This is a genomic window from Sphaerisporangium rufum (assembly GCF_016863395.1).
GTDB classification, from domain to species: Bacteria; Actinomycetota; Actinomycetes; order Streptosporangiales; family Streptosporangiaceae; genus Sphaerisporangium; species Sphaerisporangium rufum.
On sequence record NZ_BOOU01000065.1, the window covers coordinates 20,908 to 46,411 of the forward strand.

At 71.9% G+C, this 25,504-nt stretch carries 22 protein-coding genes; 10 read left to right on the plus strand and 12 right to left on the minus strand.

The features are described from left to right. Together Sru01_RS24185 and Sru01_RS24190 are read left to right on the plus strand one after the other, a co-directional pair. Entirely contained in the window at window positions 1-978 is a 978-nt protein-coding gene (locus Sru01_RS24185; RefSeq protein ID WP_239137694.1) for an ABC transporter permease, read from the plus strand. Further along, window positions 975-1,928: a carbohydrate ABC transporter permease gene (locus tag Sru01_RS24190; protein ID WP_203990070.1), complete on the plus strand. Its 954-nt coding sequence runs from the start codon at window positions 975-977 to the stop codon at window positions 1,926-1,928. The genes Sru01_RS24185 and Sru01_RS24190 overlap by 4 nt, the downstream gene beginning before the upstream one ends. Window positions 1,929-2,036: 108 nt before the next feature. Here the strand turns inward: Sru01_RS24190 and Sru01_RS24195 are convergent, their stop codons facing one another. Then, window positions 2,037-2,285 (minus strand): metallothionein, encoded by a 249-nt coding sequence (locus tag Sru01_RS24195; protein WP_203990072.1) that lies wholly within the window; start codon window positions 2,283-2,285, stop codon window positions 2,037-2,039. Between the two features lie 281 nt (window positions 2,286-2,566). On the opposite strand from Sru01_RS24195, the gene Sru01_RS24200 reads away from it, so the two are divergent. Both Sru01_RS24200 and Sru01_RS24205 read left to right on the plus strand, forming a co-directional pair. Further along, entirely contained in the window at window positions 2,567-4,612 is a 2,046-nt protein-coding gene (locus Sru01_RS24200) for a serine/threonine protein kinase (protein ID WP_203990074.1), read from the plus strand. 7 nt (window positions 4,613-4,619) lie between these two features. Further along, on the plus strand, window positions 4,620-6,788 hold the full coding sequence (locus Sru01_RS24205; protein ID WP_203990077.1) for a serine/threonine-protein kinase: 2,169 nt from the start codon (window positions 4,620-4,622) through the stop codon (window positions 6,786-6,788). 105 nt (window positions 6,789-6,893) lie between these two features. Here the strand turns inward: Sru01_RS24205 and Sru01_RS24210 are convergent, their stop codons facing one another. Further along, the gene (locus Sru01_RS24210) at window positions 6,894-7,550 is read right to left on the minus strand and encodes a TetR/AcrR family transcriptional regulator (RefSeq protein ID WP_203990079.1); all 657 of its coding nucleotides are present in this window, start codon (window positions 7,548-7,550) and stop codon (window positions 6,894-6,896) included. Window positions 7,551-7,608: 58 nt separating this feature from the next. Here Sru01_RS24210 and Sru01_RS24215 point away from each other — a divergent pair, with 58 nt between their 5' ends. After that, on the plus strand, window positions 7,609-8,439 hold the full coding sequence (locus tag Sru01_RS24215) for an SDR family NAD(P)-dependent oxidoreductase (protein ID WP_203990081.1): 831 nt from the start codon (window positions 7,609-7,611) through the stop codon (window positions 8,437-8,439). Between the two features lie 57 nt (window positions 8,440-8,496). Beyond that, window positions 8,497-8,820, plus strand: coding sequence for a nuclear transport factor 2 family protein (locus Sru01_RS24220; RefSeq protein WP_203990083.1), 324 nt, complete (start codon window positions 8,497-8,499; stop codon window positions 8,818-8,820). An 85-nt stretch (window positions 8,821-8,905) separates the two neighbouring features. Here Sru01_RS24220 and Sru01_RS24225 read toward each other — a convergent pair whose 3' ends face one another. The 5 genes from Sru01_RS24225 to Sru01_RS24245 form a co-directional block, all read right to left on the minus strand. Beyond that, on the minus strand, window positions 8,906-11,902 hold the full coding sequence (locus tag Sru01_RS24225) for a glycoside hydrolase family 3 protein (protein WP_203990084.1): 2,997 nt from the start codon (window positions 11,900-11,902) through the stop codon (window positions 8,906-8,908). A 77-nt stretch (window positions 11,903-11,979) separates the two neighbouring features. Continuing rightward, window positions 11,980-12,879 (minus strand): carbohydrate ABC transporter permease, encoded by a 900-nt coding sequence (locus tag Sru01_RS24230; RefSeq protein ID WP_239137695.1) that lies wholly within the window; start codon window positions 12,877-12,879, stop codon window positions 11,980-11,982. After that, window positions 12,876-13,778 carry a carbohydrate ABC transporter permease gene (locus Sru01_RS24235; protein ID WP_203990086.1) on the minus strand — a complete coding sequence of 301 codons (903 nt, stop codon included), beginning with the start codon at window positions 13,776-13,778 and terminating at the stop codon, window positions 12,876-12,878. Before Sru01_RS24235 ends, Sru01_RS24230 begins: the two co-directional genes overlap by 4 nt. A gap of 130 nt (window positions 13,779-13,908) precedes the next feature. Continuing rightward, complete coding sequence (locus Sru01_RS24240; RefSeq protein WP_203990087.1) at window positions 13,909-15,222, minus strand: ABC transporter substrate-binding protein; 1,314 nt, start codon at window positions 15,220-15,222, stop codon at window positions 13,909-13,911. 17 nt (window positions 15,223-15,239) lie between these two features. Further along, a complete protein-coding gene (locus Sru01_RS24245; RefSeq protein WP_203990088.1) occupies window positions 15,240-17,525 on the minus strand; it encodes a TIM-barrel domain-containing protein in 2,286 nt (761 codons plus the stop codon). A gap of 409 nt (window positions 17,526-17,934) precedes the next feature. Between Sru01_RS24245 and Sru01_RS24250 the strand changes: the two genes are divergently transcribed. Further along, complete coding sequence (locus tag Sru01_RS24250; protein ID WP_203990089.1) at window positions 17,935-18,108, plus strand: hypothetical protein; 174 nt, start codon at window positions 17,935-17,937, stop codon at window positions 18,106-18,108. A gap of 177 nt (window positions 18,109-18,285) precedes the next feature. Next, window positions 18,286-18,456 (plus strand): hypothetical protein, encoded by a 171-nt coding sequence (locus Sru01_RS24255; RefSeq protein WP_203990090.1) that lies wholly within the window; start codon window positions 18,286-18,288, stop codon window positions 18,454-18,456. 4 nt (window positions 18,457-18,460) lie between these two features. On the opposite strand, the gene Sru01_RS24260 is transcribed toward Sru01_RS24255, so the two are convergent. Further along, window positions 18,461-18,781, minus strand: coding sequence for a DMT family transporter (locus Sru01_RS24260; protein ID WP_203990091.1), 321 nt, complete (start codon window positions 18,779-18,781; stop codon window positions 18,461-18,463). After that, on the minus strand, window positions 18,778-19,446 hold the full coding sequence (locus tag Sru01_RS24265; RefSeq protein WP_203990092.1) for an FMN-dependent NADH-azoreductase: 669 nt from the start codon (window positions 19,444-19,446) through the stop codon (window positions 18,778-18,780). The genes Sru01_RS24260 and Sru01_RS24265 overlap by 4 nt, the downstream gene beginning before the upstream one ends. A gap of 117 nt (window positions 19,447-19,563) precedes the next feature. Here Sru01_RS24265 and Sru01_RS24270 point away from each other — a divergent pair, with 117 nt between their 5' ends. Continuing rightward, a complete protein-coding gene (locus tag Sru01_RS24270; RefSeq protein ID WP_203990094.1) occupies window positions 19,564-20,115 on the plus strand; it encodes a TetR/AcrR family transcriptional regulator in 552 nt (183 codons plus the stop codon). Window positions 20,116-20,332: 217 nt separating this feature from the next. Here the strand turns inward: Sru01_RS24270 and Sru01_RS24275 are convergent, their stop codons facing one another. Both Sru01_RS24275 and Sru01_RS24280 read right to left on the minus strand, forming a co-directional pair. Beyond that, window positions 20,333-21,130 (minus strand): MBL fold metallo-hydrolase, encoded by a 798-nt coding sequence (locus Sru01_RS24275; RefSeq protein ID WP_203990096.1) that lies wholly within the window; start codon window positions 21,128-21,130, stop codon window positions 20,333-20,335. Between the two features lie 46 nt (window positions 21,131-21,176). Further along, the gene (locus tag Sru01_RS24280; RefSeq protein WP_203990098.1) at window positions 21,177-21,827 is read right to left on the minus strand and encodes an NAD(P)-dependent oxidoreductase; all 651 of its coding nucleotides are present in this window, start codon (window positions 21,825-21,827) and stop codon (window positions 21,177-21,179) included. A 105-nt stretch (window positions 21,828-21,932) separates the two neighbouring features. Between Sru01_RS24280 and Sru01_RS24285 the strand changes: the two genes are divergently transcribed. Beyond that, a complete protein-coding gene (locus Sru01_RS24285) occupies window positions 21,933-22,298 on the plus strand; it encodes a winged helix-turn-helix transcriptional regulator (RefSeq protein WP_239137696.1) in 366 nt (121 codons plus the stop codon). Window positions 22,299-22,490: 192 nt separating this feature from the next. Here Sru01_RS24285 and Sru01_RS24290 read toward each other — a convergent pair whose 3' ends face one another. Beyond that, entirely contained in the window at window positions 22,491-25,394 is a 2,904-nt protein-coding gene (locus Sru01_RS24290) for a vitamin B12-dependent ribonucleotide reductase (protein WP_203990100.1), read from the minus strand. Window positions 25,395-25,504: the final 110 nt, after the last annotated feature.

Below are 25,504 nucleotides of genomic sequence, written 5' to 3' on the forward strand. Positions count from 1 at the left end.
GTGTCCGCACGACCGGAGGTCCGGCCCGCCGAGCGGGCCGAGCCTGCCGGCACCGCTCCGCAGCCCGACACCTGGCGGACCCGGCTGCGGCGGGACTGGCCGCTGCTGGTGATGGGCCTGCCGATGGTGATCACGGTGACCGCCTTCTGGTGGCTGCCGACCCTGGGCAACGTCATCGCCTTCCAGGACTACAACCCCTACAGCGGCGGCATCTTCGGCAGCCCCATCCTGGGCTTCACCAACTTCCAGCTGCTGTTCTCCGACCCGCAGTTCATCCGGGCGGTGACCAACACCCTCGGCATCACCGCGTTCCAGCTGGTCTTCTACTTCCCGGTGCCGATCGCGCTGGCGCTGCTGCTGAACAGCATCATGTCGCCGCGGCTGCGCGCCCTGGTGCAGGGGGTGGTCTACCTGCCGCACTTCTTCTCCTGGGTGCTGGTCGTCGCCATCTTCCAGCAGATGCTCGGCGGGGCCGGCCTGCTGGCGCAGACGCTGCGCCAGCACGGTTACCAGGGCATCGACGTGATGACCAACTCCGACACCTTCCTGCTGCTGGTCACCTCGCAGACGGTGTGGAAGGACGCCGGCTGGGGGTCGATCATCTTCCTGGCGGCGCTGAGCACCATCGACCCGAACCTGTACGAGGCCTCGGCGGTGGACGGCGCCGGGCGGTGGCGGCGGATGTGGCACATCACCCTGCCGGGGTTGCGGCCGGTCATCGTGCTGCTGCTCATCCTGCGGCTGGGCGACGCGCTGAACATCGGCTTCGAGCAGTTCATGTTGCAGCGCTACGCGGTAGGCAGCCAGGTGTCGGAGGTCTTCGACACCTTCGCCTACTTCTCCGGCCTGAAGACCGGAGATCTCGCCTACGGCGCGGCGGCCGGCCTGTTCAAGGGCCTCGTCGGACTGGTCCTGATCGTCGCGGCCAACCGGGTCGCGCACGCGCTCGGCGAGCGGGGGGTGTACTCCAAGTCATGAGCACCACGGACACCGTCATCCCCGCCCCCGGCCGGGGCGGCCCGCGGCGAGGTAAGCGCGGCCGGGCCCCCTGGGAGGAGCCGGGCTCGCTGGCCGGCCGGCTGGGCAAGGGCGGCGTCATCGCCGTCGTACTGCTGCTGGTGATCTTCCCGCTCTACGCCATCCTGCTGACCAGCCTGAGCGACTCGCGCACGGTCAACGCGGCCGGCGGCCTGGTGCTGGTGCCGGACGGGATCTCCTTCGACGCCTACCGGCAGATCTTCTCCGACACCGTGGTCAGCCGGGCGATCATGGTGAGCACCGGGGTCACCCTGTTCGGCACGCTGTTCAGCGTGGCGCTGAGCGTGCTCGGCGCCTACTCGCTGTCGCGGCCGGGCTCGTTCCTGCACAAGCCGATGCTGTTCAGCGTGCTGCTGATGTTCGTGTTCTTCCCCGGCATCATCCCGACCTACCTGCTGGTGAGTTCGCTGGGGATGAAGGACACCTACCTGTCGCTGATCCTGCCCTCGGCCATCTCGGCGTTCAACGTGGTGGTGCTGCGGGCGTTCTTCATGAACATCCCGCGCGAGCTGCTGGACAGCGCGCGCATCGACGGCGCCGGCGAGTTCCGCATCCTGTGGCGGATCGTGCTGCCGCTGTCCAAGGCGGTCACCGCGGTGGTCGCGCTGTTCTACGCGGTCGGCTACTGGAACGCGTGGTTCAACGCCATGCTGTACATCGACGACTCGGCCAAGTGGCCGCTGGCGCTGATCCTGCGCGAGTACGTGGTGAACGCGGCGTCGCTGCCGGCCGGCACGGCCGGCGTCGCGGGCTACGGGCACTCGGTGCCGCCGACCCTGGCCATCAAGATGGCGATCGTGATGGTCGCGGTGCTGCCGGCGCTGCTCATCTACCCGTTCGTGCAGCGGCACTTCACCAAGGGCGTCATCATCGGCGCCATCAAGGGCTGACCTGGCGCGACGGCAGGCGAAGACCGGCCCGGCGGGTGACCTGACCTCACCCGCCGGACCGGTACCCCTAACAATGTCCGGATCGGGCCCTGATCGCAAGCCCGTACGTCAGGCCGTGACCTTTCCGACCCGGTCCACGAGATCGCGGACGCCCTCTTCCCGGGCGCAGTGCGCGCAGCAGTACCAGTGGCCGCCGGCCTCGACGCCGTGTCCGATGATCCGGCAGTCGCAGTGCTCGCACCGGGGCGCCATGGCCTGGATCGCGCACTCGAAGCAGTCGAAGGTGTGCACCCCACCCTTGGCGTGGATCTCGAAGCTCATGTCGTAGTCGTTACCGCATTGCTCGCATCTGGCCATGGTGGTGCCTCCTATCGCCTTTTCCCGGCGTACCCAGCGATCCGGACGATAGGCAGCAGAAGCCGTGAATCATTCCAATAGTCGACTATTTCCGATGATTCCGAATACCTGGTCGGAGGTCACCGGCGCCCCAGCAACCCCCCGGGGAACAGGGGAAACGAGCCCGGAGGGGCGGCGGGTGCCGGGCCGGGCCAGGAAACCAGGTGATGGGACTTACCATCCCGGCCCACCGTAAATAGCATAATCAACGATCTACTCCCGACTCCGAGGAGACATCCGCCATGCCGCAGGTCGCCCCCCTGCACGCGGACGACCCGCCCGTCTTAGCCGGCCACCGCCTCGTCGCCCGGCTCGGCGAGGGCGCCCGCAGCGTGGTCTACCTGGCCCGGGACGCCGGCGGCGAGCAGGTCGCCGTGAAGCACCTGCGCGCCGACGTCACCGAGACCGGCCGATTCCTGGCCCGGGTGGAGGAGCTGCGGCAGGTCTCCGCCTTCTGCACCGCCCAGGTGCTGGAGACCGGCGAGGCCGCCGGCCGGCCCTACATCGTCAGCGAGTACATCGACGGCCCCACCCTGCGGGCCGCGGTCGCCGACGACGGCCCGATGCGCGGCGCCGCGCTGCACCGGCTGGCCATCGGCACGATGACCGCGCTGGTGGCCATCCACCAGGCCGGCATCGCGCACCTGGAGTTCCACCCCGGCAACGTGCTGCTCGGCCCGGACGGGCCCCGGGTCATCGACTTCGGCGTCGCGCAGGCGCTGGACGCCGGCATGGACAGCACCACCCGCGCCGTCGGCAGCCCCGCCTACCTGGCTCCCGAGCAGCTGGAGGGCACCACGCCCGGCCCGGCGGCCGACATGTTCGCCTGGGCCGCCACGATGCTGTTCGCCGCCTCCGGCGAATCCCCCTTCGACGCGGGCTCGATGTCCGCCACCATCAACCGCGTCCTGTACGGCCAGCCCGACCTCGCCGTACTGGACGGCGACCTGCTCAGCCTGGTCGCCGAGTGCCTGTCCAAGGACCCGGCCCGCCGGCCCACCGCCGGCGAAGGCCTGCTCCGGCTGGTCGGCCACTCCCAACTCCTCGCCACCACCGAGCAGGCCGCCGTCCCGGCGGCGCCCGCCGCGCCGGCCACCCCCCTTCCCGCCGATGCACCCACGGGGCCACCCCCGCCGGACCCGGCCGCCCGGGTCGACCTGCCGCCGCCGGTCCCGCCGCGCCGCCGCCGGCCGTGGGCACTGCTCGGCGCGGCCGCCGTCGCCATCGCGATCGTCTCCGGTGGCACGGTGTACGCGCTCGCCCCGCGGCCCGCCCCGGTGGCCGCGCCCGCGCCGAGCCCCACCCCGGTGCCGACCTCGAGCGCCGTGCTGGTCGACGCCTCGCCCAGCCCGCCGCCGGCGGCCACCAAGACGGTCACCGGGGCCGGGGTGAAGCTGACCACGCACGAAAACCCCGCCGATCCGATCCGGCTGAACGCCTACTTCATCGCCGACATCGCCAAGAAGAAGTACGAGACATACGTCCGCGACCCCGGCGCCGACACCTTCAAGATGATCGCCAAGGACGGCGAGTTCGGCGACCCCCTCCCGTCCCCGGACGGCCGGTGGATCGCGATCAACCCGTGGCTGAAGTTCGCCGGCGGCGACCACGACTACCTGACCTTCATCGACCGCGCGACCGGCGCCAAATTCTCGGTGGAGACCCTGGAGCAGCCGCTGCGCGGCCTGGCGGCCTCCTGGAGCCGGGACTCCAGGAGGGTTCTGCTGACCGTCTACGAGTTCGACGACAAGAAGAAGCAGCAGTACCCGACCGGGTTCGTGACGGTGGACGTCACCACCCGCAAGGCGACCATCGTGCGGACCGACGACCAGCGCGACGGCTACGGCAACTTCGTGTGGTCACCGGACGGCCGGTTCGTGGTCGGCGCCTACGAGAAGAAGAACCCGCGGTTCGGGCTGCGCTTCCGCGACCTGACCGGCAACGTCGTACGCACCCTGCCCTGGGTGGGCCTGATCCCCGGTGACGGCACCTTCTCCCCCTCCGGCCGGTCCTTCTACACCTACTGCCCGACCAGGACCGGCAAGGATCCGGACTACTGCGTATGGAGCGCGGAGACCGGTAACCGGATCGCCACGATACCGTCCGGTGCCGGCGACTCCTCGATCCAGCAGTGGTGGGACGAGCACCATCTGCTCGTCTTGAAGCCCGCCAAGAAGGAAGAGAAGTGGGTCGTCATCGACTTCCACGGTGAGGAGAAGCGCACGCTGGTCGAGACGCCGAAGGCCGGGGACAGAGGGTTCCAGCTGCTCAGGTTCGGCGGGAGATAGGCCCGGCATGGCGCACACCACCCCGCTGCTGGCCGGCGACCCGGCGGCACTCGGCGAATACCGGCTGACCGGCCGGATCGGCGAGGGCGGGCAGGGGTCGGTCTACCTCGGCGTGTCCCCGGCCGGCGAGCAGGTCGCGATCAAGGTGCTGCGGTCGAGCCTGGTCACCACCGGCTCGGCCGGGGTGTCCCCGGAGGACTTCCTGCGCGAGACCGAGATCCTGGCCCGGGTCGCCCCGTTCTGCACCGCCCAGGTGATCGGCAGCGGCACCGCCGGCGGCCGGCCGTACATCGTCAGCGAGTTCGTGGACGGCCCCAACCTGCAGCAGGTCGTGCGGGCGGACGGCCCGCTGCGCGGCACTCGGCTGCGCCGGCTGGCCGTCGGCACGATGACCGCGCTGGCCGCCATCCACCGGGCCGGCGTGGTGCACCGCGACTTCAAGCCGGGCAACGTGCTGCTCGGCCGGGACGGGCCGCGGGTCATCGACTTCGGCATCGCCCGCGCCCTGGACACCAGCCTCACCGGCGAGGAGATCCTCGGCACCCCGCCCTATATGGCCCCCGAGCAGCTGGAGGCCGCCTCGGTCGAACCGCCGGCCGACCTGTTCGCCTGGGCCTCGACCATGGTGTTCGCCGCCACCGGCCGCCCGCCGTTCGGCATGGACTCGCTGCCGGCGGTCGTCAACCGCATCCTGCACCGCGACCCCGACCTCGGCGACCTGCCCGAGCTCGACCCGGAGCTGGCCGAGCTGGTCGCCGACTGCCTGGCCAAGGACCCGGCCCGGCGGCCGTCCGCCCGGCGCGCGCTGCTGCGGCTGCTCGGCGCGGCCGGCCGACCGGCCGGTGGCGACCTGCTGTCGGCCGGTACCGCGGCCGCGGCCGGCCCTACCACCGGCCCGGGCACCGGTCCCACCACCGGCCCTGGTTCGGGGCCCACCACCGGCCCACGTACCGGGGCCACCACCGGACCCACTACCGGGCCCGGCACCGAAGCCGCCGGCCCGGTCCCGCCGGCCGTGGCCGGACCGGACATGCCGCTGGACGAGATCACCGTCCGGCGGCGGTCGGCGGCCGCGCCGACGCTGCCCGCCGGCCTGCCGAAACGCCGCGGGCCGCGGCTCGCCGCCGCGGCCGCCGCGCTCGCGCTGGTCTCGGCCGGTGCCGCGTACGCCCTGGTGCGGGCAGGGCAGGATGACCCGCACCCGCCGCCGGTGCGGACCGCGGCGCCTCGCCCGATCGCCGAGCGGACCGGCGCGCCGCCCCCGGCCACCGCCGACCTCACGCTGCCCGGGACCAAGGCGGTGGTCCACGAGAACCCGGCCGACCCGGTGCGGCTCACCTACTTCCAGGACCTGGCGAACCTCGGCTCCACGCCGCAGGTACGCGACCCGCGGACCGGCCGGTTCCGGGCGGCCGGCCAGTTCAACGAGACGCTGCTCGCGCCGGACGGCTGGACCGCCCGGTTGCCGCTGCTGAAGGAGTCGACCCCCGAGCCGTACGACACCGTCCGGCTGACCGATCCGGCCACCGGCCGGGTCTTCCTGGTGCGGCTGGCCGACAAGCCGCTGCAGGACTTCAACCCGTACTGGTCACCGGACGGCCGGCGGCTGCTGCTCACCACCTTCCGGCTGGACGGTGACCGGCGGCAGGCCGTGGGCTTCGCCGTCGTCGACCGGGCGAGCGCGACCGCGAAGGTCGTACCCGTGGCCGGGCTGACCGCGGGCGCCGCACCGTTCATGTGGGTGCCGGGCACCGAGACGATCGCCCGGCGGCACGTCGAGAGCGGGCGCGACGGGATGCGCTTCTACGACCTGACCGGCCGGGTGCTGCGGTTCCTGCCCGGGCTGGGGACGACCTACGACCAGGAGGGCGCGTTCGCGCCGGCCGGGCGGCGGTTCGTCACCACCTGCCCGGAAGCCAAGTATCACGCCTGCGTGTGGGACACCGCGACCGGCCGCCGGCTGGCGTCGTTCTCGCTGCCGGTGACCACCAAGGTGATCGGCTGGTACAACGACGCGCATCTCATCGTGCGCGACACCCGCCGGGACGGCCTCCGGCTGAGCATCACCGACCTGGCGGGCAGGACCGTCCGAGCCCTGGCCGAGATCCCGCGCCCCAAAGGCTACGACGGCGCGTCGCTCATGTGGATCCGCTACACCGCGACGGCCGCCCCCTGAGGCTTGTCCGACGATTCACACCAGGTAGCGCAGCGGCACATCCGGGCTGGGCCGCGCGTCCAGAGCGACGATGTCGTGCGGCCCCTGTCAGGAATACCGCGTGCCCTAGCGGGCCAGGCGGTCCAGTAGCTCGCCGAGCAGCGCGCGTTCGCCAGCGGTGAGGGCACCCGGATCGTCGGCGACCAGCGCACGCAGTGTCAGCGCGGCGCTCGCACGGGTCGCGGGGGCGTCGGCGGAGGGTGTGTGCAGGACTCCGGCCAGCGCGGCTTCGCGGACGCGTCCGGACAGCCTGAAGTCCGGCTCCGGTTGGCTGATCAAGGTGAGCGTGATGCCGACGTTGGCGGCGAGCACCTGTTCGGCGGCTTCATCCGCCGGCACCTTGAGCAGGCCCTGGGCGGCGGCGGCGGTCAACCGCTCGCGCAACGCCGCGTGCGCGGGAGCGGTGACGGCGCAGGGCTTTCCCGGCTCGGCGCGGCCGTAAAGCAGCCCATAGAACGACGGGTGCTCCAGCCCGAACCGCACATGCCTGTCCCAGCCCTCGCGCAGGTCGTCCAGCGGGTCACCAGAACTCTCGACCGCCGTGTACTGGGTGAAGCCGTGGTTCACCACGGCGTCGATCAGGCCCTGCTTGCTGCCGAAGTGGTGGTACAGCGTCGGGGCCTGCACCCCGGCGCGTTCGCACACCGCCCTCGTGGACACCGTGCCGCCGCTCTCCAGCAACTCCGCCGCGGCGAGCAGGAGTCGATCCCGCGCGTTCTGCATGCTTGCTATATTAGCTCATATAGCGCTACATTGCTCACTATAGCGGAAGGAGAAGTCCATGAAGACCTGGTTCATCACAGGTGGAACGCCCGGAGGGTTCGGCCTGGTCTATGCCGAGGCCGCACTGGAACAGGGCGATCAGGTGGCGGTGACAGCGCGCCGGCCCTCTGAACTGCGGAAATGGGCTGAACTGCACGGCGATCGTGTGCTGGTTCTCCAGCTCGATGTCACCGATGCCGAGCAGGTGCGCGCGGCGGTCAAGACCGCGGAGGAGCGGTTCGGCGGGATCGACGTGCTCGTCAACAACGCCGGCCGTGGCTGGTTCGGCTCGGTCGAGGGGGCCTCCGACGAGACGATCCGCCGCACGTTCGACCTCAACCTGTTCGCCGTGATCGAGGTGATCCGCGCGGTCCTACCAGGTATGCGGGCACGCGGCGACGGCTGGATCGTGAACATGTCGTCGGTGGCGGGCCTCGTCGGCGCACCGGGGTTCGGCTACTACTCGGCGGCGAAGTTCGCGCTCGAAGGACTGTCGGAGACACTGCGCCATGAAGTCGAGCCGTTCGGTGTGCGCGTGCTCGTCGTAGAGCCGGGAGCGTTCCGCACCAAGGCCTTCGCCGGCTTCCAGAGCGAGCCCGTCAACGAGATCGTCGACGCCTACGTGCCGATGGTCGAGGGCGTCAAGGCGGCGTTCGTGGAACATGACGGCAAGCAAGAGGGTGACCCTGAACGGGGAGTGCGGGCCGTGATCAGCGCGATGAACGCACCTGTGCCGCCGCTACGGATCGTCCTCGGCAACGCCGGCCACGACGCCGTTGTCGCGATGCACGAGAACGCGCTCGCGGAGCTGCGCGCTAACGAAAAGCTCTCGCGCGGTGCGGACTTCTAAACCCTACTCACCATGACGCGCCCGCGTCCTGACCCCCGAGAAGACCGGAGAGCGGAAATGGACGACATCACCCTTCCCAAGGCTGTCGAGAACTTCATCGCGGCCACCAACGCGCACGACGCGAGCGCACTGGCCGCGGTCTTCGGCGACGAGGCCACCGTGCGCGATGACGGGACGACCTACGCCGGCGAGGCCGAGATCCGCGAGTGGAGCCAGGTGCACCTGATCAACCCAAAGATCGTGATCACGCCGACCTCGTTCGCGGGCGATCGTCTGGTGGCCTCCGGGGACGGTGAGTTCCCCGGCGGGCCGCTGCCTTTCGCGTTCGTGTTCGGCATCAAGGACGACCAGGTCACCGACCTCGCGATCGATCCTGTCTGACTCATCCCACCGGCCGCACCCGATGACCGGCACGGGCGGCCCGCGCCCCGTCCCCGGCCGGCGGGAACGGGGCGCCGGCGGGCGGCTACCGGGTGAGCGCGAAGTCCTTGACGCGCACGTCGCCGGTGAAGACGAGGTACACGTCCTGGACGCCGCCGGCCCGGGCCAGCGGGGCGGTCACCGTGGTGTAGGAGTACACCCCGCCGGTGGCCGGCACCGCCACGTCGCCGAGCCGCCGGCCGGTGGGCGAGCCCAGCCGCACCTCGATCCGGCCGGGCGCCGCCGCGGCCACCGAGGCGGTGAAGCCGGTCGCGCCGCCGCCGAGCGCGGCCCGCTCGAAGGAGATCCAGTCGCCGGTGCTCGTGCCGCCGACCGCGTCCCCGGCCACCTTGGTCTCGTCGACCAGCTCGACCCCCCGGTAGTCGTCGAAGTCGGCGGCCCGGGTGGTGGCGAACAGGTCCCGGTCCGGGATCTTCTCACCGGCCACCTTCAGCGTGGTCCGGGCCCGCACCCGGTCGGAGGCGCCGCCCACCATGACGTCGTGCTCGGCCTTCTCCACCGCCCAGGCGCGCCGGGTGACGTCCCACAGCTTCAGGTCGGCGGCCGGGAAGGAGAGAGTGACCTGCCGGGTCTCGCCGGCGGCCAGGTGCACCCGCTGGAAGGCCCGCAGCTGCTTGACCGGCTGGTCCACCCGGGAGGAACGCTGGTGGGTGTAGAGCTGGACGACCTCGTCGCCGGCGACCTTCCCGGTGTTGGTCACCTTGACGGTGGCCCGCACCGTACCGTCCGGCCGCACGGTGCCGGCGTCCAGCCGCAGGCCCTGGTAGCCGAAGGTGGTGTAGCTCAGGCCGTGGCCGAAGGCGTACAGCGGCCGGTCCTTGGCGTACAGGTAGGTGGTGCCGGTCTTGATGATGTCGTAGTCGAGGATGTCGGGCAGCCGGTGCCCGGCGCGGTACCAGGTCTGGGTGAGCCGGCCGGCCGGGTCGGCGTCACCGAACAGCGTGTCGGCCAGGGCGTGCCCGGTCTCGGCGCCGGCGTGCGTCGTCCACAGGATCGCCGGCACCTTGTCCTGCGCCCAGTCGATCGTCGTCGGGTAGCTGTTCTGCAGCACCATCACGGTGCGCGGGTTGGCCTTGAGCACCGCCTCGACCAGCGCGCGCTGGCCCTCGGCGAGGTTCATGTCGGTCCGGTCGTGGTCCTCGCGGCCGTTGATGGCCGGCGAGCTGCCGACCACGACCACCGCGACGTCGGCGGCCTTGGCCGCGGCGACCGCGGCCTGTACCCCGCTGCTCACGGCCTCCTTGGCGAACCGCGCCGCCTGGTCGGCGGTGGTGAGGGTCAGCGTGCCATCCGGGCCGGCCTTGATGTAGTGGTTGGGGCCGAACCAGTCGAAGGCGGTCTCGTATCCGGCGTACCGCAGCAGGTAGGTGCCGTCGGCCTGCGCCTCCAGCTTGAACTGCTGCTGGGCGAACCAGCCGTTGGGGCGCACCTGGTCGTTGACGAAGTTCGACCAGTTGTAGCCGACGTACCGGCCGTTGGCGGCGCTGCGCAGCGTCAGCACGCCCTGGCCCCAGTCGAAGACGTCGAACTGCTCGGCCGGCCCGGCCGTGGCGGCGGCTGTCCTGAGCACCGCGCCGCCGGTGCCGGTGCCCGCGGTGACGTACCGGCCGGTGGCGATGTCCTTCAGCGCGATCCGGTCCACGCCCTCGGTGCCGGTCACCGTGCCGCGGGCGTCCAGGCGTTCCTTGACGCCGTCCAGCGCGGTCACCTGGTAGGGCAGATCACCGGAATACCAGTCGGTGTACACGGTCTGCGACAGCGGCCCGATCACCGCGACCTTGCCGGGGGACGCCGGCAGCGGCAGCGCGCCGCGGGAGTTCTTCAGCAGCACCATCGCCTCGGCGGCGGCCCGCCGGTTCAGCGCCCGGTGCGCGGCGCTGTCGATGACCTCCTTGCCGATCTTCCCGTACGGGCCGCCGTCCGGGTCGAACTCGCCGAGCCGGAACCGGATGCTCAGGATGTGCCGGACGGCGGTGTCGACGTCGGCCTCCTTGATCAGGCCCTGGGCCAGCGCGTCGGTGATCGCCTGGTTGGTCGGCCCGCCGTTGGTGTCGTCCACCGTGTAGCTGTCGATGCCCGCCTTGAGCGCCGCCGCGTCCGCCTCGGGCAGGGTGGCGTAGTACTTCTGGCTGTTCACCAGGTTGTTCGGCGCCCAGGCGTCGGTGACGTTGAGCAGGTCCTGGTCGGTCCAGGAGCGCACCCGCTCGTTCAGGTCGGGGTTGACGGTGGCCGGGCGGCCGTTGACCAGGTTGTAGGAGGCCATGACGCCGGTCGCCGCGTTCGCCGCGATCGCGGGCTTGAACGCCGCCTGGTCGTACTCCTCCTCCACCCGGGGGCGCAGGCTGGAGGAGGTGGTGTCCCGGTGGATCTCGTTGTTGTTGGCCAGGTAGTGCTTGAGCGTGGGGGCGGTCTTCAGGTACCGGGGGTCGTCACCGCGCAGGCCGGAGGCGTAGGCCACCGAGATCGCCCCGGTCAGCGCCGGGTCCTCGGAGTAGCCCTCCTCGTTGCGGCCCCAGCGCGGGTCGCGCAGCAGGTTGACCACCGGCGCCCACAGGTTCAGGCCCCACACCCGGGGGTTCTGCGCGTTGTACCCGCGGGCCTCGTCGCCGACCGCGGCGCCGACCTTCTTGACCAGTTCCGGGTTCCAGGTGCTGGCCAGGCCGACGGCCTGCGGGAAGACGGTGCCCTTGGCGGTCACCAGGGCGCCGCCGTTGTCGACGTCGGTGGACCAGGCCACCCCGTGCAGGGCCTCGGTGCCGGTCTTGAACAGCCCGATGCCGAGCCGCGGGATGGCGGGCTGGAACTGGTGCAGCAGCGAGATCTTCTCCGGCAGGGTGAGCCGGCCCGCCAGGTCGTCGATCCGCGCGGCCAGCGGCAGGGCGGGATCGCGGAACGGGTACTCCTCGGCCGCGCCGGCCGGGATGGCCGGCAGGGTCGCCAGCAGGCCGAGGACGGCCGCCACCAGCAGCGGTCGTCGCAGCGGCCGGCGTAGTGGCCGCCGTAGTGGTCGTCGCAGGGGCATGGCGCCTCCAGGTCAGGGGGAACGCGGGGTCGGCGGGAACGGGGATCAGGCGGGCGGGGCGGCGGTGTCCGGTGCGGTCACTTGACCGCGCCCACGGTGACCCCGCGGGTCAGGGTGCGCTGGAAGATCAGGAAGAACGCGACGGCCGGCAGGATGCCGAGCAGCGCCGAGGCGCTGGAGGTGGTGGCGTCCATCAACCGCTCGCCCTGCAGGACACCGAGGGCGACCGGCACCGTCTGGTTGTCGTTGGAGATCAGGAAGATCAGCGGCAGGAAGAACTCGTTCCAGGTCCAGATGAAGAAGAAGATGGCCAGCACGCTCAGCGTGGGGCGGCTGATCGGCACCACGATCCGCCACAGGATGCGCCACCGGCTCGCGCCGTCGATGGCCGCCGCCTCGATGATCTCCCGGGGGAAGGCGCCGAGCACCGCCGACAGCAGGTAGGTGCCGAAGGCGCCCTGCACCACCGTGAAGATCAGGATCAGCGCCAGGCCGTTGTCGTACAGGCCGACCGCCTTGGCGATGTAGTACAGCGGGTAGGCCAGCGCCTCCTGCGGCATGGTGTTGGCGACCAGGAACAGCACCAGGATCCATAGCCGGCCGCGCACCCGGCCGATGCCGAGGGCGTAGGCGTTCAGCACCGACAGCACCACCGCGAGCACCGCGACCGCGCCGCTGATCACCAGGCTGTTGAGCAGCTTGCGGCCGAAGTTCACCCGGTTCCAGAAGTCGATGATCCCGTCCAGGCTGACCGCCTGGGGCAGGGCGAGCGGCCCGCCCGCCGCGTAGTCGGCCGGCGTCTTGACCGCGTTCAGCGCGACCAGCAGGAAGGGGACGAGCATGGCGACGGCCAGCACGGCGAGCGCCGCGAGGACCGCCCACCGGCCGGGGCCGGCGCCTCGAGGACGGCCGGAGGCGGGCCGCGGACCGCGGGCCGGCCGGGTGGTGCGCGCCGGGCGCGCGGAGACAGAGGTCATGACTCGCGCTCCTGGACGCGCAGGAAGAGGAAGGCGACGACCACGATGATGATCGCCAGGACGGTGGCGATCGCCGACCCGTAGCCGGCGTTGGCCTTCTCGAAGAAGTTGAGGTAGCTGAAGTAGGAGGGCACCAGGGTGGCGGTGCCCGGCCCGCCCCTGGTGAGCACGAAGATGGGCCCGAAGACCTTGAGCGCGGCGATGGTGCAGGTGAGCAGCACCACGAAGATCTCCGGCCGGATCTGCGGGATCGTGATGTGCCAGAACCGCCGCCACCAGGAGGCGCCGTCGATCTCGGCGGCCTCGTACAGCGCGGGATCGACCCGCTGCAGGCCGGCCATGAAGATCACCACGGGATAGCCCAGCTGGAACCACACCATGACCGCCATCACGGTGGCCAGCGCGAAGTCCGGGTCGCCCAGCCAGTTGCGCGACAGCGCGCCGAGCCCGACGGCGTCCAGCAACTCGTTCAGCACGCCGTAGGAAGGGTGCAGCATCCACCCCCACACCACGCCGGCCACCGCGACCGGCAGCACCTGGGGCAGGTAGTAGGCGGCGCGCAGCGCGCTCGCCGTCCGCGCGCCGAACTTCCGGCCGATGTAGTCGAACAGCGCGGCGGCCAGCACCAGCCCGACGGCGGCCGGCACGATCGCCATCGCGACGATCAGCAGCACGTTGTGCTGGAAGGACGCCCAGAACCGCTCGTCCTGGAAGAGGCGCCGGTAATTGTCCAGGCCGATCCATCTGGGGGTGCCGAAGCCGCTCCACCGGGTGAAGCTGGCCGCCACGTTCATCAGGAACGGCACGATGATCACGGCGAGCAGCAGCAGCGCGCCGGGGAGCAGGTAGAGCCAGTAGCCGAGGCCGGTCCGCGGCGCGGCCGGGTTTTTGACTGCCATCGATGATCCGGCGGCCCGCCGCCGGGTGGCGGGCGGCGCCGTTCCTCCTTAGCGCGGCGGTGGTGCGGTGGTCCGGCCGGCACCGTCCCGCCCGGCCGGACGGACGGGCGGGCGGGCGGGACGGGCGTGCTCAGTTGCCGATGTCGGCCAGGTTGTCGGCGTACGGCTTGGCGAGCTCGTCCAGCACCTGCGCGGGCGGCTTGCTGCCGTTGATGAGCTCCTGGGTGCCGGCCACCATCACGTCGTAGTAGCCCGGCGCCGGCCAGTCGGGATAGAACGCGAGACCGTCCTGGGCGGACAGCTTGTTGAAGTTCTCGATGAGCTCCTTGCTCTTGGCGTCGGTGATCGCCGCGGTGTCGGCCGCCACCGGGACGCCGCCGGCATTGCCCAGCTTGTTCTGGATGTCCTTCTTCATGGTGAGGTCGAGGAAGTCGTAGGCCAGGTCCTTGTTCTTGGACTTCTCCGGGACCACCCACATGTTGCCGCTGGAGCCGGCGTTCAGCTGGTTGCCCGGCCACAGGAAGGTGCCCCACTCGAACTTCTTGATCTCGTCGGCCATCCGGCCGTACCACCAGCTGCCGGAGATCATGATGGGGAACTTGCCCGCGATGAAGGCGGTGCCCATGTCCTCGGCCTTGATGCCGGCCGAGTCCTTGCTGATGTAGCCCTTCTTCACCCAGTCGGCGAAGGTGGTGGCGCCGTAGGTCCACTCCGGCCCGTGGAAGTCGACCTTACCCTTGTAGAGCTGGAATGCGTCGACGAACGGGCGCTGCGCCTTGGACAGCGCGAGCTGGTACATGATCTGCTGGGCCGGGTACTCGGCGCCGCCGACCGAGATGGGGGTGGTGCCGGCCTTGACGAACGTGTCGAGCGCCGCGGTGAACTCCTCAAGGGTGGTGGGCACCTCGATGCCCTGCTTCTTGAAGGCGTCCTTGTTGTAGTAGACCATCACGTACTCGGCGTAGTTCGGCAGGCCGAACCACTGGCCCGAGCCCATGACGCCGCGCTCGTCGTAGCGGGCGGTGGTCTGCAGGCTCGGGCTGAGCAGCTTGTCCCAGCCGCGCTTGGCCGCCTCGTCGGACAGGTCGGTCAGCAGGCCCTGCTTGGACAGCAGCCCGGCGGTCGCGTTGCCCTTGTTGTACTCCATCACGTCCGGGGCCTGGTCGGAGCCCAGCACCATGCCGGCCGTCTTCTGCATCTGTTCGAAGCTCTTCTCCTCGAACTTCACCTTGACGTTCGGGTGGCTCGCCTCGAACTGCTTGATCGCCTCGGCCCAGGCGACGCCCATGGCGCTGTTGGCCGCCTCGTAGTGCCACAGCGTGAGGGTCTTGGGTGCCGCCGACGACCCTCCCTCGCCGGACGGTGCGGAGCCGTCCGACGAGCCGCAGGCGGCCAGCGCCAGCGCCGCGGCGGCCAGCGCGGCGGCGATCCGTGTCTTGGACATGGCGTTCTCCAGATGTGCTAGCCGGCGACGGCCCGGGCGGGGGCACCGGCGATGGGGGCGATCTCGATGGCGGTGATCCGGCAGGGGCCGTCGGCGCGCACGTGCAGCTCGTCGCCGTCCCTGGTGGCGGTGACGGTGGTGTCACCGTCGACGTCTCTGATGACGGCGTGGCCGCCGTCGCCGTAGCTGACCAGCGTGACCTCGCCGAACGGCCGGTCGCCCACGGTGTCGGCGACCTCGGTCACCGGCAGCAGCGCGCCGTACCGGACGAACAGCGGTATCCGCTCCAGCGGTGCCGACACCGTGATGTACCGGCCGCCGTGGTGCACCTCGTGGGTCCAGTAGTCCACCCACTGCCCGGCCGGGAGATAGACCTGGCGGACACCCTCGGGTGAGATCATCGGCGCGACCAGCAGGTCCGGGCCGAGCAGGTACTGCAGGTCGGCCTGCCAGGCCACCGGGTCGCCCGGATCGTCGACGCACATCGCCCGCATCATCGGGACGCCGGTGCGCGCCGCGTCGACCGCCGCCGAGTAGATGTAGGGCATGAGCCGGTAGCGCAGCCGGATCGCGTCGATCGCCAGCTGCTCCACGGCGGGGAACTCCCACGGCTCGCGGCTGGTCGTGCCGTGGAAGCGCACCAGCGGGGACAGCGCGCCGAACTGCGCCCACCGCACGTACAGGTCGTCGGTGGGGGTGCCGGTGAAGCCGCCGGCGTCGTGGCTCCAGTACGGGACGCCGGACAGGCCGTGTGACAGCCCGCCGCGGATGGTGCTCCCCATGGCGGCGTAGGAGGTGAAGGTGTCGCCGCCCCACTGCGCCGCGTGCCGCTGGCCGCCGAGGAACGACGAGCGCGCCCACACCAGGCCGTGCCCGTTGACCTCGCGGGTGACCTCCGACACCACGTCGTTGAACAGCAGCGTGTAGACGTTGTGCAGCTCGGTGCCGGTCATCCCGTTGGCGGCGACCGAGTCGGCCGGCACGCCCTCGGCGAAGTCGGTCTTGAAGGCGCTGACGCCCTGCCGCAGCAGCCGGCGCAGCAGGTCCTTGAACCAGTCCACCGCCTCGGGGTGGGTGAGGTCGACGATGCCGCACGCGGGATAGGAGCCGTGCCAGGAGTCGGCGACGTACACCTCGCCGTCCGGGCGCCGCAGGAAGTAGCCCCGTTCGGCGGCCGCGGCGAAGTCCGGGCTGAGGTGGGAGATGTAGGGGTTCATCCACAGGCAGACGTGGAAGCCCTGCTCGGTGAGGGTGGCGAGCATCCCCTCGGGGTCGGGGAAGGTCTCCGGGTCCCACCGCAGGTCCGACCAGTGCCCTTCGGCCTGCCAGTAGCAGTCCAGGTGCAGCACGTCGCAGGGGATGCCGCTCTCGCGGATCCGCCGGGCGCGCTCCAGCACCCGCTGCTGGCTGTCCTTGAAGAAACCGGAGGAGATCCAGCTGCCGAACGCCCACTTGGGCGGCAGCGCCGGAGCGCAGGTGAGCCGGTCGTACCGGGCGAGGATGTCCGGGATGCCGGGTCCGGCGATCACGTAGTAGTCCAGCAGCGCGTCGGGCACGACGAACTCGACGCAGCTGTGCGTGGCGCGGCACACGTCGAACTCGACCGGCATGCCGCTGTCCACCAGGACGCCGTAGCCGCGGCTGGACACGTAGAAGGGCACGTTCTTGTAGGCGCGGTCGGATTCGGCGCCGAAGGCGTCGAAGTTCCACATCAGCGGCCGCTGCCCGCGCTTGTCGAGCGGGGTGAACTTCTCGCCGAACCCGCCGAAGTGCTCGTCGGCGGGGGCCACCAGGCTCTCGTGGTAGGCGACCGGCTCCCCGTCGACGTGCGAGCGCCCGAAGGGCAGGGTGCGCAGCCGGCCGCTGATGTCGACGTGGCCGCGTTCCTGCTCGGTCAGCACCCGGCCGGTCGCGTCGGTGAAGCGCAGGTGCCAGGGCTCCAGGTCGATCTCGGCGCGCACCGCGCCGGCGTTCACGACCACCCGTCCCTCGCCGGTCTCCACCCGGGCGGCGGGGTGCGGCCGGGGGTGCACCATCTGGATCGCCCGGGCCGAGCGCGTCCTGGCCTCGGCGTCGTCGGAGAGCCGGACCCGGATCACGCCCTCGCCGGCGGCCTCCACCCGGACCAGCAGCACCTCTTCGGCGGACGTCGCCGCCTTGAAGGTCACCCCTTCGGCGTCGGCGGTCATCACCTCGGCGGCGGTCAGCGCCGACAGCCCTTGCTCGCCCCGGGCGCGCACCGGAAGATCCGGCGGATCCGCACTGAAATACTCGTGCGCGGTGAGCGGTGGACGGTACGGCATCGGCTCTCCTGGACGGTGCGCGGACTCGGCGTGAATTAGTTTGCCGACTATACGAACAAACGTCAACAGCGTGCCGGGGGGCCGTGGTGCTCGTGGAAGGACCGGTCCGGCGCGCGCGGCCGGCGTCAACGTCGATGGTCCGCCCCGCCGGCTCTGGTTAATGAGAGGACGCCGGACGCGCGGAGGAATAGTCTGCTCACGCGACCCGCCCCGGAAGGAGAGAGTCATGAGGCGCGTCAGAATCGTCCGGCTCCGCCCGAGCCGCCGCACGCCGCGTACGGACGGCCTCGACCTGCGTACCCCGGCGGGCCGCCCGCTGCCCTATTAGCGGCTTACGAGATACTCAACGCGATGGATATGGCCGTCCGCCGGCATCGGATGGCCGGCAGCGCATGCCCTGGGGGTGACGATGAAGAGGCTCACGGTGGTACCCGCGTCCGCGCCGCGGCACAAGGTGCTCGACATCCGCTCAGCCCGCCGCCGGCGGACGGCCGCCGGGGCCGACGTCGTGCACCTGCAGGCCTACACCGGCCGCAACGTGATCAGGTTCCCCCGCCCCGGCGGCGGCACCCCCGCGGCCTGACCGCTCACCCCGGCGCCGCCCGCGCCGGGGTCCGCCGGTCGGCCACCGCCCGGCACGACCCGGCCGGGCGGATGGCCGGGCGGGCCGCCCCGCTGCACCATTAGTCGCTTTACGACGGATTTAAGGCGGTTGATGTAGACAGTGCAGGGTCGACACCGTACGTCCCGGGGGGTGGCAGTGAAGAGGCTCACGGTGGTGCCCGCGTCCGTGCCGGGGCACAAGGTGCTCGACATCCGCTCCGCCCGCCGCGGGCGCGTGGCCGCCGGGGCCGACGTCGTGCACCTGCAGGCCTACACCGGCCGCAACGTGATCAGGTTTCCCCGCCCCGGCGGCACCCCCGCGGCCTGACCGCTCACTCGGGTGTGGTGATCCGCGCCAGCACGACTCCGCCGACGATCATCGCCAGCGCCGCCAGCCGCCCGGCGCCGGCCGGATCGCCGTGCACGACGATGCCCAGACTGATCGCGCCGGCCGCGCCGATGCCGGTGAACACCGCGTAGGCGGTGCCGACCGGCAGCGTCTCCATCGACCGGGACAGCAGCCACACCGCGGCCACGCCCAGCACCAGGCACAGCAGCGTCGGCAGCGGCCGGCTGAAGCCGTCGGTGGGCTTGATGCTCTGCGACCAGGCCACCTCCACCAGCCCGGCCAGGACGAGGACGGCCCAGCTCACCGGCCCGTCACCTCCTCCCCCGCCTTCGCCGCCAGTTCCTCGGCCAGCGCCAGCGCGGCGGCGCGCGACTCGCGGTGCCGGTCCCGCAGCGGGGCCAGCGCCGGGTCCGGCAGCGCGTTGGCCAGCTCGGTCGTCACGAAGGTCACGTCGGTCACCCCGAAGTGGCCGGCGAGGAAGTCGCGCAGATACCGCTCCTGGTGGTCGAACGGCTCCCGGGGCGTGCCGGGACCGTAGGCCCCGCCGCGCGCGGCGGCCACCACGAACGAGCGGCCGGCCAGCGACATCCGGGGGAAGGTCACCTGGTCGATCCACGCCTTCAGCGCCGCGGGCACCGAGTAGTTGTACATCGGCGTGCCGATGAGCACCAGGTCCGCCGCCACCAGTTCGTCCAGCAGCGGGGCCACCACCGTCCAGGCCCGTTCCTGGGCCGGGGTGCGCACCGCCTCCCGGTACCGCGCGATCTCGGTGATCTCCTCGCGCAGCATGGTGTCGCAGATCTCCGTCCACGCCTCGTCGATGTGCGGGACCGGGTCGGCGGCGAGATCGCGGTAGGTGACGGTGCGGTCGGGGCCGGCCGCCCGCCAGGTGCGGGCGAAACGCGCAGACAGCTCCCGGGAGAACGAGCCGCGCCGGGCGCTGGCGTCGAGGTGCAGCAGATGGCTCATGAACGCCGCCTTCAGAGAAGTGGACACTATGTCCGGTTGAGCGTAACGGCCAACCGGACATGGTGTCCACTTGTTCGCCGAGACAACCGGACGGCGCGTCCGGATATGCTGGGCGGGATGGAACGAGCCGACGCCGCCCGCAACCGCGCCCGCATCCTGGCCGCGGCCGAGCGGCTGTTCGCCGAGCGCGGCGCCCCCGGCGTCACCATGGAGGACATCGCACGGGCCGCCGGCGTCGGCCGGGGCACGCTCTACCGCCGCTACCCCGACCGGGCCGCGATCGCGACGGCACTGCTGGACGAGCACGAGCGCGCCCTGCAGGCCGAGCTCATCGCCGGCACCCCGCCTCTGGGTCCGGGCGCGCCGCCCGGCGAGCGGCTGGCCGCCTTCTACGCCGCCATGATCGCGCTGCTGGAGAAGCACGCCCATCTCGTGCTCGGCGCGGAGACCGGCCGGTCCCGCTTCCGCACCGGCGCGTACGGATTCTGGCGCACGCACGTGCGCGCGCTGCTGGTGGCCGGCGGCGAGACCGAGCCGGACGCCCTGGTGGACGTGCTGCTCGCGCCGCTGGCCCCCGAGGTCTACACCCACCAGCGCGGCGAGCGCGGCCTGTCACCCGAGCAGATCACCGCCGCGCTCACCCGCCTGGCCGGCCGCCTACTGCGCTGAGCACGCCGCACCCGGCGGCCGACCGGCCGGCTGCGCGGGTAGCCGATGATCATCACACGTTGCCGGCGATCACGTTCCTGCCCGGGACGCGGGCAGGCGCTGCCGCGCGGTCGAGACGGCTCACCCGGCACCGGGAGGCGGCCGCCCGGCCGGTCGCCGGCTCGCCGCGGCACCCCGGTCCGGGCCGGACCTCCGCCCGCCATCCGGCCCCCGGCCGTCAGCGGCTCGCCGCGGCGCGAGCCAGCGCGTGACCGGTGAACGCCGCCGGGTACGGCGACCGGGCGACCGCCTCCGCCTCGGTGATCTCCCCGGCCCGCACCGCCCGGCACAGCTCCGCCACCGCCGCCAGCTCGGCACGCTGCCCGGCCACGAACGCCGCGTCCACCGGATCGCCGTGCCCGGGCACCACGATGCGCGGGCCGGCGGCGAGGATCTCCCCCACCGCGTCCGGCCACCGCTCGGGGAAGGAGTCCTCGAAGGCGGGCGGCGCCCCCTGCTCCACCAGGTCGCCGGCGAACACCACCCCGGCGTCCGGCACGTGCGCCACCAGGTCGTGCCCGGTGTGGCCCGGCCCCGGGTGCCACAGCAGCACCCGCCGCCCGCCGAGGTCGATCTCCGCCCGGTCCGGCACCACCCGGTCCGGCGGCACCGCCCGCGCGTCGGCCAGCCGGCCGGCCGCCGCCGCGTCTCCGGCCGACCGGTGGTACTCCATGCCGTCCGCCCGTGCCCCGCCGCCCGCGAGCTCGGCCCGGCAGCCGGGATGCCCCCACACCGGGCACCCGCCGAACGCCGCGGTGCCGAAACAGTGGTCGAAGTGCGCGTGGGTGAGCAGCACCGACCAGGGCAGGCCGGTCAGCTCGCGCACCGCGGCCGCGAACTCCGCGCCCTGCTCCTCGTCCGCCCCGGTGTCCACCACCAGGCACGCCCGCTCCCCCACCACCAGGCCGAGCGACAGGTCCAGCGTGGCGTGGCGCCGCACGAAGACCCGCTCGGCCACCTCGACCCACCGCGCCATCGTCCCCGCCCCTTCGCCGCCGCCCGCCACCGACGCTAACGCACGGTCAGCCGGCCACGGCGGCCAGGACGCGGTGGCGCCGGGGGGTCTCGATCTCGTCGACGATGGCCACCGCCAGGTCGGCGTAGGAGAACGAGGCCGACCCGTCACCGCCGGGCAGGACCGTGCCGTCACCGATCCGGTACCGGCCGGTGCGCGGCGCGTCGGCGTCCAGCACGACCGGCGGCGGGGCCAGCACCACCCAGTCCACCGGGGTGTCCGCCGCGCGCAGCACGTCGAGCTGTGCCGCGTGCCCGACGGAGAACTCCCGGTACTCGGCGGGGAAGCCGGGGGCGTCGTGCACCTTCACTCCCGGCGCGGTCTCCAGCGCGGTGCCGATGCCGACCAGCACCAGCCGGCCCACCCCGGCGCGCGCCAGGCCGGCGAGCAGGGCACCCGCCGCCGCGGGGAAGAACTCCCCCGCCGGCACGTCCAGCCGGGCGGCCGCGTTGACGGCCGCGTCGTGGCCCGCCGCGGCCGCGGCGACCTCATCCTCTCGGGTCACGTCCCCGGCGACCAGCGTCACCCCCTCGGGGGCCGGGCCGTACCGGGCCGGGTCCCGCAGCACGGCCGTGACCCGGTGGCCCCGGGCGAGGGCCTCGGTGACCACGTACCGGCCGGCGCGCCCGCCGGCACCGAAGACGACGATCCTGCTCATCGGCAGTGCTCCGTTCGACAGGGCCGCCCGGGCGGCGGCCGCTGCCGAAGGACGCTACGGGGCACCCCCCTGGTTACCGCAAAGATAGTTGCGTACGCTGCCGTCGTGACACGGCCCCTCGATCCCGACATGTTCGCCGGCTGCGACGGCTCGCACGCCCCGCTGTTCCGCGTCGGCGGGAAGTGGACATGGCGGCTGATCCGCTGCCTGGAGGACGGGCCCCGGCGCTTCTCGGAGCTGCTCGTCCCGCTGCGCTACATCACCCCCAAGGTGCTCACCGAGACGCTGCGCGCCATGGAGCGCGACGGGCTGGTCGCCCGCAGCGCGCACCCCGGGATGCCGCCGCGGGTGGAGTACGAGCTGACCCCGCTCGGCCACTCGCTGCTCGACCCCATGAACGCCTGCTGCACCTGGGCCGCCGCGCACCTGCCGGCGGTACTGGCCGCCCGCGAGGCCCACGAGCCCGCCTGACGGTGGCCGCCGGTCACCGGGGCACCGCCCGGCCGGGCAGGACCCGACCGGACCGGCGGGGCCCGCACCGCGGGGTACGCGCCTTCCGTGCCTGGCCGGCGTCGGCCGGGCACGCCGGAAGGGAGGTCCCGGAACATCTCCGGGACCTCCCTTCTTCACGAGCCGGCCGGACCGGTGCCGCGGCCGGCGGCGTCAGCTGCAGCCGCTGGTGCTGCCGCAGCCCTCGCAGACGTAGCAGCTGCCCGCGGGGCGCATCTTGGTGCCGCAGGTCATGCACAGCGGCGCGTCCGCGGTGCGGCCCTGGTGGCTCTCCAGCGCGCGGGCCGACCCGTTGCGCCTGGCGGCGGGCGGCTCGGCGACGGCCGGCCCGGCCGGGCGGTCCTCCACCCGGTCCTCGGGGCGCTCCTCTACGGGAGGCTCCTCTATCGGCGCCGACTGGGCCAGTGCCGCGGTGTCGATGATCACCTCCGGCAGGGCGGCCGGGTCCTCGCCGCGCTGCTGCGCCGCCCGCTCGGCCGCCGAGAACACCCCGAGCGCGGCCCGGTCCTCGTACGGCAGGTGGTCCAGCGCCAGCCGGCGGAAGATGTAGTCCACCACCGAGGCCGCCATCCGCACGTCCGGGTCATCGGTCATGCCGGCCGGCTCGAAGCGCATGTTGATGAACTTGCTGACGAAGGTGTCCAGCGGCACGCCGTGCTGCAGGCCGACCGAGATCGCCACCGAGAAGGCGTCCATCACGCCGGCCAGGGTGGACCCCTGCTTGGACATCTTGAGGAAGACCTCGCCGAGCCCGTCGTCGGGGTAGGAGGAGGCCGTCATGTAGCCCTTGGCGCCGCCCACCGTGAAGCGGGTGGTGGTGCTCGGCCGCTGGTTCGGCAGCCGGCGGCGGGTGGGCCGCGGCACCTCGACCACCTGGATCACCGGCTCGGCGGCGGGCGCCGGAGCCTGCACCGCGGCCTTCGCCGCCGCCTTCTCCGACGACTTGCCGGCGACCGACAGCGGCTGGCCGACCTTGCAGTTGTCCCGGTAGACGGCCAGCGCCTTCAGGCCGAGCTTCCAGCCCTCCAGGTACACCTGCTCGATGTCCTCGACGGTGGCCGACTCCGGCAGGTTCACCGTCTTGGAGATCGCGCCGGACAGGAACGGCTGGGTGGCCGCCATCATCCGCACGTGCCCCATCGGGGCGATCGCCCGCCGGCCCATGGCGCAGTCGAACACCTCGTAGTGCTCCGGCCGCAGCCCGGGCGCGTCCATCACGTGGCCGTGCTCGCCGATGTACTCGACGATGGCCTCGACCTGCTCGGGCTGGTAGCCCAGCCGGCGCAGCGCCCGCGGGATCGTCTGGTTGACGATCTGCATGGACCCGCCGCCGACCAGCTTCTTGAACTTCACCAGCGCCAGGTCCGGCTCGATGCCGGTGGTGTCGCAGTCCATCATCAGGCCGATGGTGCCGGTCGGCGCGAGCAGGCTGGCCTGGGCGTTGCGGTAGCCGTTCTTCTCGCCGAGGCGCAGGCACTCCTGCCACTGCCGGGTGGCCTCGGCCAGGATCGGCCGGTCCAGGGCGTCCATCGGGCGCAGCGTGTCGTTGGCCGCCGCGTGCTTGCGCATGACCCGCTTGTGCGGCTCGGCGTTGCGCTCGTACCCCTGGTAGGGCCCGACGACGGCGGCCAGCTCGGCGCTGCGCCGGTAGGAGACGCCGGTCATCAGGCTGGTGATCGCCCCAGCCGCGGCCCGGCCGCCATCGGAGTCGTAGGCGTGCCCGGTGGCCATCAGCAGCGCGCCCAGGTTGGCGTAGCCGATGCCGAGCTGCCGGTACGCCCGGGTCGTCTCGGCGATCTTCTCGGTCGGGAAGTCGGCGAAGGTGATCGAGATGTCCATCGCGGTGATGATCAGCTCGGTCATCTTGACGAAGGCGGGCACGTCGAAGGTGTCGTCGTCGCGCAGGAACTTCAGCAGGTTGATGCTGGCCAGGTTGCACGAGGAGTTGTCCAGGTGGACGTACTCCGAGCACGGGTTGGACGCGGTGATCCGCCCGGTCTCCGGGCAGGTGTGCCAGTCGTTGATCGTGTCGTCGTACTGCACGCCGGGGTCGGCGCACTCCCAGGCGGCCTGCGCCATGGAGCGGAACAGCCCGCGCGCGTCGACCTGCTCGATGACCTCGCCGCTCAGCCGGGCGCGCAGCCCGAACGGGTCGCCCGCCTCGACCGCGCGCATGAACTCGTCGGAGACGCGCACCGAGTTGTTGGCGTTCTGGTACTGCACCGACACGATGTCCTTGCCGCCGAGGTCCATGTCGAACCCGGCGTCGCGCAGCGCGCGGATCTTGTCCTCCTCGCGCGCCTTGGTCTGGATGAACTCCTCGATGTCGGGGTGGTCGACGTCGAGCACCACCATCTTGGCGGCCCGGCGGGTGGCGCCGCCGGACTTGATGGTGCCCGCGGAGGCGTCCGCGCCGCGCATGAAGGAGACCGGGCCGCTGGCGGTGCCGCCGCTGGACAGCAGTTCCTTGCTGGAGCGGATGCGGGACAGGTTCACCCCCGAGCCCGACCCGCCCTTGAAGATCACGCCCTCTTCCTTGTACCACTCCAGGATGGACTCCATCTGGTCGTCCACCGACAGGATGAAACAGGCACTCACCTGATTTGGTGACATAGTGCCCACGTTGAACCAGACCGGGGAGTTGAAGCTGAAGATCTGGTGGATGAGGGCGTGCTTCAGCTCGTGGTCGAAGATCTCGGCGTCCTCGTCGGAGGCGAAGTAGCCGTTCTCCCGGCCGGTGCGGGTGTAGACGCCGACGACCCGGTCGACCAGCTGCTTCAGGCTCGCCTCCCGCTGCGGGGTGCCGACGGCGCCGCGGAAGTACTTGGTGGTGACGATGTTGGCCGCGTTGACCGACCAGAAGTCGGGGAACTCCACGCCGCGCTGCTCGAAGTTGACCGAGCCGTCCCGCCAGTTGGTCATGACGACGTCACGGTGCTCCCAGCGCACCTGGTCGTACGGGTGCACGCCGGGCGTGGTGTGAATGCGCTTGATCTTCAGGCCCTTGGTGGCCCGCTTGCCGCCGCGCCCCACTGAGCCACTCACCGTCTCCGTCATAACTTCCCCTTCCGAGACCCCTCGTGGAGCCCTCGTGTCGGACATCGCACGCGCCGCTCGCTCCCCCGGCGCCGGGGCCCAGGACGGCCGCGGCCGGCGGCCGGGGACCT